This is a genomic window from Mumia sp. (assembly GCF_028803055.1).
GTDB lineage: Bacteria > Actinomycetota > Actinomycetes > Propionibacteriales > Nocardioidaceae > Mumia.
On the sequence record NZ_JARBCJ010000099.1, the window covers coordinates 1 to 12,044 of the forward strand.

Genomic DNA, 12,044 nt, shown 5'->3' on the forward strand with positions numbered 1-12,044 from the left:
GAGCGACACCGGCGTCAGCATCAGGTAGGAGACGTAGATCGTTGACAGGATCAGCGCGATGAACCCCGTGCCGAGGACGTCGTGCAGGACAAGTGCCGGGTAGTGACCGAAGAAGAGCCAGTGGTCCATCTTCATCAGGTCGGCGTCGTGGAGCACCTCCTCGCGCACGATCGGCAGGAAGCTCTTGAGGTTGCGATAGCTGACGTAGGAGATGTAGAAGGCGATCAGGCCGAGCGCGGCATGGATGAGCCGGCTCCAGCTCCACTCCGTGCGGACGATCGTCGTGACGCGGGACCGCAGGCCCCGAAGACTCCTGGTCTGCAGGAACGCCTGGACGGCGAGGCCGCCGCCGATGAAGAGCAGCCCGAGCATCGGCAGCCGGACGTAGGCCGGCCCGAGGAAGCCCTCCGGGTCCCGCATCGGCAGGTCGAGGTAGTAGGACGCCCAGATGGTGAAACCGCCCACGGCGATCGAGAAGGCGACCAGGAAGGTGTAGGGCCAGCGCAGGATGCGAACCCACGTCGGGGTCCGTCGCAGCGCCGGCGGTGTCGCGGTCTCGACCATGACCGGACCACCCCTCGCTCTCGAGCTCGTGGACCCTGCCGTGGCGCTGTCCGGCGTCGAATCGTCACGGGGGGCCATGGGGACATCTTAGAGGACGGGGGGTTGACCCCCGGCAACCAATTTGTGTGCCGGGGGTCACCACCGCGTCCGTGCCGCCGCCCTCAGGCGTCGCTGCCCTCCTGGGGGACGTCGGCGACCGCGGTCGGATCATCGAGCCGGAACCGTGCGTACGCCTCTGCCGCCGTCTCGGCCTTGACCTCGCCGTTGGCGGCCAGGGCCTCGAGGACGCCGACCACGATCGACGCGGTGTCGATCTGGAAGAACCGCCGCGCGGCAGCCCGGGTGTCGGCGAAGCCGAACCCGTCCGCGCCGAGGGACGTCCACGGCTGGGGCACCCAGCGGGCGATCTGGTCGGGGACGGCACGCATGTAGTCGGTCACCGCCAACACCGGGCCGTGGGCATCGGCCAGCGCCCTGGTGACGTACGGCGTCGCAGGCTCGTCTCCGGGGGCGTTGAAGGTCGCCCGCTCTGCAGCGTCGGCGTCACGGGCGAGCTCGTTCCACGACGTCACCGACCAGACGTGGGCTCGGACGTCGTACTCCTCGGCGAGGATCCGCTGCGCCTCCAGCGCCCACGGCACGGCGACGCCGGAAGCGAGGATCTGCGCCTGCGGGGTCCCCTCGCCACGCTCGGGTGCCTCGCGGTAGCGGTACATCCCCTTCAGCAGCGCGTCCACATCGAGGCCCTCGGGCTCGGCGGGCTGGACGATGGGCTCGTTGTAGACGGTGAGGTAGTAGAAGATGTTCTCGCCGTGCGGGTGGTCCTCGGTGGAGCCGTACATCCGCTCCATGCCGTTCTGGACGATGCGGCTGATCTCGAACCCGAACGCCGGGTCGTAGTGCACAGCCGCGGGGTTGGTGCGGGCGAGCAGCGGCGAGTGGCCGTCGGCGTGCTGCAGTCCCTCGCCCGTCAGGGTGGTCCGACCGGCGGTCGCGCCGATCAGGAAGCCTTTCGAGAGCTGGTCGGCCATCGCCCACAGCGAGTCGCCGGTGCGCTGGAACCCGAACATCGAGTAGAAGATGTAGACCGGGATCATGGGCTCGCCGTGGGTCGAGTACGCCGATCCGGCGGCGGTCATCGAGGCGACGGCGCCGGCCTCGCTGATGCCCTCGTGAAGGAGCTGGCCGGACGTCGACTCCTTGTAGGCCAGCAGGATCCTGCGGTCGACCGACTCGTACGACTGCCCGTGCGGGTTGTAGACCTTGGCCGTCGGGAACATCGAGTCCATGCCGAACGTCCGGAACTCGTCCGGCGCGATCGGCACGACGCGCGAGCCCACACCCTTGTCGCGCATGAGGTTGCGCAGCAGGCGGACGAAGGCCATCGTCGTCGCGACCGGCTGGTTGCCGGACCCGCCCCGCAGCTCGGCGTACGTCGCGTCGCCGGGCAGCTCGAGCGGCTTGGCCCGGACGACGCGCTTGGGCAGCGACCCGCCGAGCTGACGGCGACGCTCCCGCATGTACTGCATCTCGTCGGAGTCCTCGCCCGGGTGGTAGAACGGCGCGAGCTCGGACCCGTCGATCTCCTCGTCGCTGATCGGCAGGTAGAGCCGGTCGCGGAACTTCTTGAGGTCGGCCTTGGTGAGCTTCTTCATCTGGTGGGTCGCGTTGCGGCCCTCGAGCGCGTCGATCGTCCAGCCCTTGATGGTCTGCGCGAGGATCACCGTCGGCTGCCCGGTGTGGTTCATCGCCGCATCGAAGGCGGAGAAGACCTTGCGGTAGTCGTGACCACCGCGCGGCAGCTTGGAGATCTGGTCGTCGGTGAGGTGCTCCACCATCTTGAGCAGCCGCGGGTCGGCCCCGAAGAAGTGGTCGCGCGTGTAGGCGCCGTCCTCCATCGAGTAGGTCTGGAACTGCCCGTCGGGCGTGCGGTTCATCTGGTTGACCAGGACGCCGTCGACGTCACGGGCGAGAAGGTCGTCCCACTCGCGACCCCAGATGACCTTGACGACGTTCCAGCCGGCGCCGCGGAAGGTCGACTCGAGCTCCTGGATGATCTTGCCGTTGCCTCGGACCGGCCCGTCGAGCTGCTGCAGGTTGCAGTTGATGACGAACGTGAGGTTGTCGAGCTCCTCCCGGGCGGCGAGTCCGATCGCGCCCAGGGACTCGGGCTCGCCCATCTCGCCGTCGCCGAGGAACGCCCACACGCGCTGCTCGCTGGTGTCCTTGATGCCGCGGTTCTGGAGGTAGCGGTTGAACCGCGCCTGATAGATCGAGTTGAGTGCCGCCAACCCCATCGAGACGGTCGGGAACTCCCAGAAGTCGGGCATCAGCCGGGGGTGCGGGTAGGACGCGAGCCCCTTGCCCGGACCATGGCTGACCTCCTGGCGGAACTTGGCGAGCTGCTCGGCGGTCAGGCGACCCTCGAGGAACGCGCGGGCATAGATGCCGGGGGAGGCGTGGCCCTGGATGAAGACCTGGTCGCCGCCGCCCGGGTGGTCCTTGCCGCGGAAGAAGTGGTTGAAGCCGACCTCGTACAGGCTGGCTGCGGACTGGTACGTCGCGATGTGCCCGCCGACGCCCAGGCCCTCTCGATTGGCCCGCGAGACCATGACGGCGGCATTCCACCGGATGTAGGCGCGGATGCGTCGCTCGACGTCCTCGTCTCCGGGGAACCAGGGCTCGCGCTCGGGCGGGATCGAGTTGATGTAGTCGGTGCTGGTGAGAGCGGGGACCCCGACCTGCTTCTCCCGGGCCCGCTCGAGCAGGCGCAGCATCATGTAGCGCGCGCGTCCGCGGCCCCGTCCCTCGACCATCTCGTCGAAGGACTCGAGCCACTCTGTGGTCTCGTCCGGGTCGATGTCGGGAAGCTGGGACGGGAGGCCCTCGTGGATGACGGGGGGCCGGTCGGATGACTGGGCCACTTCGAATCCTTTTCTCGCGAGATCGCGACTGCGCCGGATGTGGGCAGCAACGCTGTCGACGGCTCCAGGTGGGTCGCCTGCCGTCCGCCGTCCATCTTTCCACTGCGTTCCAGTACCCGCGAGTAGCCGCCCCTCCGGGCGGACCTAAGGGCTCTGCGGAGCGCTCCCTGCCCCACCTTCGCCGAGAGCCGCTAGTGTGTGGCGCCTAGGCAGGAAGAAGCCTGGGAACACATCACTTGGGGAGGCATCGGTGAGCGCCACCGCGCAGGACGCGGACCGTCCGGGGCATGGGGACCGTCTGGGCTTCAAGCCCGACATGGTGGTCCAGGAGCTCGGTTGGGACGAGGACGTCGACGACGCGCTTCGTGAAGCGATCGAGAGTCGCATCGGCAGCGAGATGGTGGACGGCGACTACGGCGAGGTCGTGGACGGTGTCGTGCTCTGGTGGAGGGACGACGACGGCGACCTGGCCGACGCGTTGATGGACTCGCTCCAAGACCTTGCCGAGGGCGGGACCGTATGGCTCCTGACGCCCAAGGTCGGCCGACCCGGGTACGTCGACAACGGGGACATCGCCGAGGCAGCTCCGATCGCAGGGCTGTCGACCACGACGACCGCGTCGGCAGGCCCTGACTGGGCCGCGACGAAGCTGTCCACCCACAAGCGCTGACTCGTCGCGCCGGGTGGCGCGAAGCCGGGTGGCCGACGCCGGAGGAGCGCGGGTTCTCCTTGGTGTAACTCATGGTTACACTAAGGGCCACGTGCCCCCGACTTCCGAGGTACCACCATGACGAACCAGCTCCGCGGACCGGGCCAGCACCCCGCCGCTGCATCCGCGCTGACTCTCGCCTCCCTCGCCACGTGCGGCGTCGTCCGACCGTACGGTCCCCGTGCCCTCGTCGGCGTCGGGCGGGCCCTGGCCCGCTGGGGCACCGGTCTGGCCGGCGGCTACGCCTCGCTCGCCGCGCGGACCCCCAACGCCGTCGCCATCCACGACGATCTCGGGTCCATCACCTTCGCCGATCTCGGTGCCCAGGCCAATGCGTTCGCCCGTGCGCTGTCCGACCTGGGCGTCGGCGAGGGCGACGGCGTCGCGCTGATGGCTCGCAACCACCGCTGGTTCGTGATCACCGCCATCGCCGTCGCGCGGCTCGGCGCCGACGTCCTCTATCTCAACACCGCGTTCTCCGGCCCTCAGGTGCGCGAGCTGCTCGAGCGCGAGAAGCCGGCGGCGATCGTCCACGACGACGAGTTCTCCGACGTCGTGGCGTCGGCACCCTCGGACGCAGCCCGCGTCGTCGCCTGGGCCGACGTTCCTGGTCCGGGCACCGTCGGATCGCTTGTCAGCACCCGCCCCGGCACCGACCTGCCGGCCCCGCGGCGCGAGGGCCGCTCCGTGATCCTCACCTCGGGCACGACCGGAGCGCCGAAGGGCGCGGCCAGGGGGTCCGGCTCGCTCAGCGCCGGAGCCGCGCTGCTGTCCCGCATCCCGCTCCGCGCGCGGATGACCGTCCACGTGGCGGCCCCGCTGTTCCACACCTGGGGATGGGGCCACCTCAACCTCGCGATGCTCCTCGGGTCCACGCTCGTCCTGCGACGCCGCTTCACACCGCGTGACTTCCTCGACACCCTGGCCCGGACCCGGTCCGACGCGGCGGTGGTCATCCCGGTGATGCTGCAGCGCGCGCTCCAGCTGCCGAAGGAAGAGCTCGACTCCTACGACCTGAGCGCACTCACGATCGTCGCGGCCAGCGGCTCGTCGCTTCCCGGCGACCTCGCGACCGCGTGGATGGACCAGTACGGCGACAACCTCTACAACACCTACGGCTCGACCGAGTGCGCGTGGGTGACGATCGCGCAACCCGCCGAGATGCGCGCGCACCCCGGCACGGCGGGTGCACCACCGATCGCGACGGTGATCGCCCTCTACGACACCGAGGGGCGTCCGGCGACCGGCTCGAGCGGACGCATCTTCGTCCGCAACGGCCTGCCGTTCGAGGGGTATACGCACGGCGGCGGCAAGGAGGTCGTCGACGGTCTGATGTCGACCGGCGACGTCGGCACCATCCGCGACGGTCTGCTCTTCGTCGAGGGCCGTGACGACGAGATGATCGTCTCCGGCGGGGAGAACGTCTATCCGCAAGAGGTCGAGAACTGTCTCGCGAGGCACCCGGCCGTCCTGGAGGTCGCCGTCGTCGGCGTGGAGGACGTCGACTTCGGGCACCGCCTGCTGGCCTGGGTCGCCCTGCGGCCGGGGCACGACGTGACCGAGGACGACCTCAAGCTCTACGTGCGCGAGCGCCTCGCTCGGTACAAGGTCCCGCGCGAAGTACGCTTCCTGCACGAGCTGCCGCGCAACGCGACGGGCAAGATCCTGAAGCGCCGGCTGACCCACACCGACGAGAGCGAGTGACTTCCCTCCATGACGATCGAGATCGGGACCACGGCCCCTGACTTCACCCTCAAGAACCAGCACGGCGAGGAGGTCTCCCTCTCGGCGCTCCGCGGCAAGAAGACGCTGCTCGTCTTCTATCCGTTCGCGTTCAGCGGGATCTGCTCCGGCGAGCTGTGCGAGCTGCGCGACAACCTCGCTGCGTTCAACGAGCTCGATGCCGACGTGCTGGCGATCTCGTGCGACCCGATGTTCGCTCTGCGGGCCTTCTCCGAGAAGGACGGGCTCACGTTCTCGCTGCTGAGCGACTTCTGGCCGCACGGTGCGGTCGCGACCTCGTACGGGGTCTTCGACGCCGACCGTGGGTGTGCGCTGCGAGGCAGCTTCCTGGTCGACGAGGAGGGTGTCGTGCGGTGGAAGATCGAGAACGGACTTCCCGACGCGCGCGACCTTGCCGGCTACCTCGGCGCACTGCAGGAAATCTCTGCATGATCCTGCCGCGCAGACCCGGATCTGTGCAAGACTGATGAGCGCGTGGCCGCTGGTGACCCGAGACGCCAGCGGCCACGCCTCTGTCTTCATCCAGGGCGCCATCCGATACTCTGGAGCGCCGCGCGGCGTCGGGCGCATAGCTCAGCGGTAGAGCACCTCGCTTACAACGAGGCGGTCGGGGGTTCGATCCCCTCTGCGCCCACCACGAATCCCACGAGAGCCCCGTTGCCTGTGTGCGCAGGGCTCTCGTCGTGCGCGCAGCCTGATGCCACGTATTAGCGGTCGTGTCGCGGGGTCGCGGCGGTTATGGTCGGAGACGCCGCACACTGTCACCAGGGGGAGACGTGCCCGACTTTATGCCTGCCGCGACCGTCACTGACGTCACGGCGCCGCTCGCGATCACGGAGTGGGACATCGGGGTGGTGATCGAGTACTGAGCGCGCAGACTCGCGGGGCGGACGCACCGGCGATGTGGTCGACGGTGCGTCGTGCTGTCCACCGGATCGAGAGGCGACGTGGCGCGGTCCTCGTCGCGGTGCTGGCGCTCACGACCGCGTTCCGCCTGCCGTACCTGTGGGCGCCGCTGTCCTCGGACGAGGGCGGGTTCCTTCTCGTCGCCCACCAGTGGGGGACGACGGACGGTTCGCTGTACGGCAACCAGTGGGTCGACCGTCCTCCCGGCCTGATCCTCCTCTTCGGCTTCGCCGATCTGCTCTCCGGCTCCCTCGGAGACCGGGTCGCACTCCGCCTGGTGGCGCTGGTGCTCGCCCTCGTCGCGGTCGCCGCCGCCTGGTACGCGGGACGAGCTGTCGGCGGCACGCGCGGCGCGCTGGCCGCCGCGCTGGTGATGTGCGCGGTGACCTCCACCCCGGCGTTCAGCGGGCCGCGCATGGCCACGGTGTTCCCGGCGGTCGTCTTCGCCGCGGTCACCGTCGCGCTCGCGCTCGCCGCGGCGTACGAGGTGACGTCTCCACGGGTGCGCGCGGCGCTCGCGGCCGGGGCGGGTGTCACCGGCGTGGTGGCGGTGCTGATGAAGCAGAACGTCGTCGACGGACTGGTCTTCGCCGCGGTGCTCTGGGCGTTGAGCGGTCGCCGTGGCTGGAAGCTGGCGGCGGCGGGCGCGGCCGGTGCCTCGCTGCCGCTCCTCGCCACGCTCGTCTGGGCGGTGACCGGACCCGGCCTCGGGGGGTTCTGGGAGGCGATGTACGGCTTCCGCGAGCAGGCGGCGGAGGTCATCATCAGCTCGAGCTCCGTCGCGCCCGAGCTGCGGATGCGCCTCTTCGTGCTCGCCCTCGTGGGAACGGGTGCGTTCCTCCTCGGTGTCCTGACCGTGTGGGGGGCGGTCCGCGAACGCCGCCGGCCGGTCGCGGTCGCCACCCTCGCGGTCCTGGCCTGCGCCGTTGTCGGGATCGTCGGCGGTGGGTCCTGGTGGCGCCACTACGCGCTCCAGCTCGCGCTCCCGCTGGCCCTCGGTGCGGCGCTCGCCGTGCGCAGCGGGCTCCTGCGCACCACGCGTGTGGCCGTCGCCCTGGCCCTCGTGGCCACGTTCGTGGCCGTGGCGTGGCGAACTCCCGCAGCGCTCGAGGGCCGGCCGACGAGCGGCACGGCCGTGGGGGAGTGGATCGGCGAGCGGACCGAGCCCGGCGACGCGGGCCTGGTCGCCTACGGCTCGCCGCAGGTCCTGCGGGTCGCAGGGCTGTTCGCGCCGTACCCCTACTCGTGGAGCCTGCCCGTCCGCGTCCTCGACCCCGATCTCGACGAGATGACGGCGCTGCTGGCCGGCCCCGAGGCGCCGGAGTGGCTGGTGGAGATGGGGTCTTTCACCTGGTGGGGGATCGACACCGACGCGTTCAACCGGGTGGTCGCGACGCGATACCGCGAGGTCGCCGACGTCTGCGGGCACCGCGTCTACCTGCGTTCCGACGTCGAGCGCGACGTCGGGTCGGGGACGTCGTGGTGTCCTGCGCTGTACGGACGGACGACACCGGGGTCGTAGGCTGACGGGCGTGAGCGACCTGCGAGTCCACGACGTCATCGCCCTCCTCGACAGGTGGTACCCACCGGGCCACGCCGACTCCTGGGACGCGGTCGGCACGTCGGTCGGTGATCCCGACGCCCCGCTGCGTCGGATCCTGCTCGCGGTCGATCCCGTACGCGCGGTCGTCGACGAGGCGATCGCCTTCGAGGCCGACCTCGTCGTCACGCACCACCCGCTCCTGCTCAAGGGCGTGCACTCGGTCGCGGCCACGACCCCGAAGGGCCGGGTGGTCACCGACCTCGTACGCCACGGCATCACGCTGCACACCTGCCACACCAACGCCGACTCGCCGGCGCTCGGGGTCTCCGACTCGCTCGCCCGTGCACTCGGGCTCACCGACCTCAGGCCGCTGGACGCCGATCCGGTCGAACCGCTCGACGCGTGGGTGGTCTACGTTCCCCGCGAGGCCGCCGCTGCGGTCGCCTCCGCGATGCACGACGCGGGCGCGGGGTCGGTCGGCGACTACGACCGGTGCCAGTTCGTCAGCGACGGGACGGGGTCGTTCCGGCCTGGGGAGGGGGCGGCACCGGCGATCGGGGAGGTCGGTGCGGTCGAGCACGTCGCGGAGACCCGCGTCGAGATGGTCGCTGCCCGACGGCTGCGCGAAGCCGTGCTGGCCGCTGCGCTCGCGGCCCACCCGTACGAGGAGGTCGCCTACACCGTCACCGAGATCGCCGAGGTCCCCGATCCCGACCGGGGCAGCGGACGCGTGGGAATCCTCGCGGACCCGGTGCCGTTGGGCCGGTTCGCGACGCAGGTCCTCGAAGCGCTGCCTGCCCACCACAGCGCCGTGAGGGTCGCGGGCGATCCCGACGCGCCGGTGCGCACGGTCGCCGTCTGCGGCGGGTCCGGTGACTTCCTCCTGGACCGCGCGCGCTCGCTCGGCGTGGACGCGTACGTCACGTCCGACCTCAGGCACCATCCCGTCTCGGAGCTGCGCGAGCACGCCGACGCCCCCGCGGTCCTCGACGTGCCGCACTGGGCGGCCGAGTGGACCTGGCTGCCCGTGCTGGCCGAGCGGCTGCGAGGCTGGCTCGACGAGCGAGGGAGTACGGTTCAGGTCCAGGTCTCGACCGCCGTGACCGACCCGTGGACGTCGCACCTCGGGTGGTCGGAGTAATACGGTGGAGCACCTGCCATGTCCAGCGGTACGCACTCACCGGTCCGTACCCGTCAGAGGAGCCCACGCTGAAGGCTGACCCGTTCGACCAGCTTGCCCTGCTCGACGTCCAGAGTCTGGACTCGCAGCTCGCACGGCTCGCCCACCGCCGCAAGACCCTGCCCCAGGTCGCGACGCTCGAGCAGCTGCGCCGGGAGCGCGAGACGGTCCACGCGCGCAGCGTCCAGGCGCAGACCAGGGTGTCGGACCTCACGGCCGACCAGGCCAAGGCCGACCGCGAGGTCGCCAACGTCCGGGCACGGCGCGACCGCGACCAGACCCGGCTCGACTCGGGTCAGGTCGGCAGCCCCAAGGACCTGCAGCGGCTCCAGGACGAGATCGTCGCGCTCGACCGGCGCATCGGCTCGCTCGAGGACGACGAGCTCGAGGTGATGGAGGAGCTCGAGGCGGCCCAGAACGAGCTGGCCGCGGCAACCGGAGAGCTGGCCTCGATCGAGGCACGGATCGCCGACGAGCTCGGTGCTCTCCAGGAGTCGACAGCCGACCTCGACGCGGCGGCGGAGGCGCTGCGTGCCGAGCGCGGCCAGACGGTCGGACGTGTCTCCGACCCGTTGCTCGCGCTCTACGACAAGATCCGCGACACCCACGGCGGCGTCGGAGCCGCGGCCCTGCGCCACAAGCGGTGCGAGGGCTGCCGGCTCGAGATCAACGGTGCCGACCTTCGCGAGATCGCCGCCACGCCGAGCGACGTCGTGCTGCGCTGCCCGGAGTGCAACCGGATCCTCGTCCGGACCGGCGAGTCCGGGCTGTGACGGCGCCGCGTCGCGTCGTCATCGAGGCCGACGGAGGCTCGCGCGGCAACCCTGGCCCCGCGGCGTACGGTGCGGTCCTCCGTGATGCCGACACCGGGGCGGTCATCGCCCAGCGGGCGGAGACGATCGGGATCGCGACCAACAACGTCGCCGAGTACAGCGGGCTCATCGCCGGCCTCGAGCTCCTCGCCGAGCACGCCCCGGAGGCCGAGGTCGAGGTCCGGATGGACTCCAAGCTCGTGATCGAGCAGATGGCGGGCCGGTGGCGGGTCAAGCATCCCGACATGAAGCCGCTCGCCCTGCGGGCCCAGCAGCTCGCCCCGTTCGGCGTCGAGTGGACGTGGGTGCCGCGCGAGCGCAACAAGGCTGCGGACGCGATCCTCAACGACGCGCTCGACGAGGCGGCCGGCAAGCCCAAACGGCGCCGAGCGGCAGACCCGGCCCCCCAGGCCCCCGGGGCGACGGCGACCGCTGCCCCGGCCGGGTCACGCAACCCGATGGTCGGGTGGCGCGATCCGCTGGCCGATCCGCCGACCACGTTGACGCTGGTCCGCCACGGCGCCACCGACAGCACGCTCGCGAAGGTCTTCTCCGGGTCCGACGGCGCTGACCCCGGCCTGAACGACGTCGGCCGCGCCCAGGTCCACCGTGCGGCGGCGTACGTCTCCCGTGCCGACGCCGAGGCCGTCGACGTCGTCGTGAGCTCGCCGCTGCGTCGCTGCCGCGAGACCGCCGAGGTGCTGGCGAACGACCTCGGCGTCGAGGTCGTCGTGGAGCCCGGACTGGTCGAGGCGTCGTTCGGCGCGTGGGACGGCCTGACGTTCGCGCAGGTCCAGGAGCGCGACCCGGAGGCCCTCGACGCGTGGCTCGCCTCGACGTCCGTGGCGCCGCCGGGCGGTGAGTCGTACGACGACGTGTTTGCGCGCGTCCAGCGCTTGCAGCGTCGGCTCGTGGCGTCGTACGGCGGCAAGCACGTCGTGCTCGTGAGCCACGTGACGCCGATCAAGATGTTCGTCAGGCTGGCGCTCGACGCACCGATGCCGGTCATCCACCGGCTCGAGCTGCAGCCCGCGTCGGTGAGCACGGTGCGGGTCTGGCCGGACGGCATCTCGACCCTGCGCGCGTACGACGTCGTCCCCGTCTGACCGTCCCGCCCCCGGCTGGCCGTCCCTCCCCTCCCCGACAGGCCGTCCCCTCCCCGCTAGGCCGTCCCCGCCCCGCTGTGTGCAGTACGTCAAGGAATTGCGTACCGGATTCCTTGACCAACTGCACACAGCGCGGACGGAGCGGGGGGTCAGACCTCGGTCACGACGACGTCCAGGCGGCCCGCGTGCTGCTCGACGGTCCAGCCGAGGTCGCGCAGGTCGGCGGCGAGCGCGGACACCGTCGCCGGTGACGCGCCCTCGCGCAGGAGCGCCCGGACGATCCTGCCCTTGGTGGCCTTGTTGAAGTGGCTGACGACGCTCCGACGACCGTTCGACTCGTGCAGGACACGGACGGTCGCGACCCGGTCCTTCGGTCCGTCGGGTCGCCAGAGCGCGGCGTACGTCGAGGACCGGAGGTCGATCAGCAGACCGTCGCCGACCGCGTCGGAGACGACCGGCCCGAGCTCGTCGCGCCACTGGCTCGCGATGGTGCCCAGCCCGGGCAGCGTCACGTTGCCCGACAACCGATAGGCCGGGATGCGGTCCGTCGGACGGAG

9 protein-coding genes, 1 tRNA gene and 1 pseudogene are annotated in these 12,044 nt (G+C 70.9%); 8 read left to right on the forward strand and 3 right to left on the reverse strand.

Annotation, left to right across the window (positions count from 1 at the left end):
- Both PV363_RS10795 and aceE read right to left on the reverse strand, forming a co-directional pair.
- A pseudogene (locus tag PV363_RS10795) lies at positions 1–564 on the reverse strand (inositol phosphorylceramide synthase); the annotation flags it as partial.
- Positions 565–725: 161 nt separating this feature from the next.
- Complete coding sequence (gene aceE / locus PV363_RS10800; RefSeq protein ID WP_301022321.1) at positions 726–3,488, reverse strand: pyruvate dehydrogenase (acetyl-transferring), homodimeric type; 2,763 nt, start codon at positions 3,486–3,488, stop codon at positions 726–728.
- Positions 3,489–3,738: 250 nt separating this feature from the next.
- On the opposite strand from aceE, the gene PV363_RS10805 reads away from it, so the two are divergent.
- From PV363_RS10805 to PV363_RS10840, 8 genes are all read left to right on the forward strand, one after another.
- Positions 3,739–4,158 (forward strand): DUF3052 domain-containing protein, encoded by a 420-nt coding sequence (locus tag PV363_RS10805; RefSeq protein ID WP_220344266.1) that lies wholly within the window; start codon positions 3,739–3,741, stop codon positions 4,156–4,158.
- Between the two features lie 117 nt (positions 4,159–4,275).
- On the forward strand, positions 4,276–5,901 hold the full coding sequence (locus PV363_RS10810) for an AMP-binding protein (protein WP_301022322.1): 1,626 nt from the start codon (positions 4,276–4,278) through the stop codon (positions 5,899–5,901).
- A gap of 9 nt (positions 5,902–5,910) precedes the next feature.
- Entirely contained in the window at positions 5,911–6,372 is a 462-nt protein-coding gene (locus PV363_RS10815; protein ID WP_220344268.1) for a peroxiredoxin, read from the forward strand.
- Positions 6,373–6,502: 130 nt separating this feature from the next.
- Positions 6,503–6,577, forward strand: a tRNA-Val gene (locus PV363_RS10820).
- A 276-nt stretch (positions 6,578–6,853) separates the two neighbouring features.
- Positions 6,854–8,368: a hypothetical protein gene (locus PV363_RS10825; RefSeq protein WP_301022323.1), complete on the forward strand. Its 1,515-nt coding sequence runs from the start codon at positions 6,854–6,856 to the stop codon at positions 8,366–8,368.
- A 10-nt stretch (positions 8,369–8,378) separates the two neighbouring features.
- Positions 8,379–9,530, forward strand: a complete 1,152-nt coding sequence (locus tag PV363_RS10830; protein WP_301022324.1) for a Nif3-like dinuclear metal center hexameric protein — start codon at positions 8,379–8,381, stop codon at positions 9,528–9,530.
- The gene (locus PV363_RS10835; protein ID WP_220344271.1) at positions 9,500–10,342 is read left to right on the forward strand and encodes a C4-type zinc ribbon domain-containing protein; all 843 of its coding nucleotides are present in this window, start codon (positions 9,500–9,502) and stop codon (positions 10,340–10,342) included. Before PV363_RS10830 ends, PV363_RS10835 begins: the two co-directional genes overlap by 31 nt.
- The gene (locus PV363_RS10840; RefSeq protein WP_301022325.1) at positions 10,339–11,487 is read left to right on the forward strand and encodes a bifunctional RNase H/acid phosphatase; all 1,149 of its coding nucleotides are present in this window, start codon (positions 10,339–10,341) and stop codon (positions 11,485–11,487) included. Before PV363_RS10835 ends, PV363_RS10840 begins: the two co-directional genes overlap by 4 nt.
- 149 nt (positions 11,488–11,636) lie before the next feature.
- Here the strand turns inward: PV363_RS10840 and yaaA are convergent.
- The coding region (gene yaaA / locus PV363_RS10845; RefSeq protein ID WP_301022326.1) for a peroxide stress protein YaaA at positions 11,637–12,044 on the reverse strand (408 nt) is incomplete at its 5' end.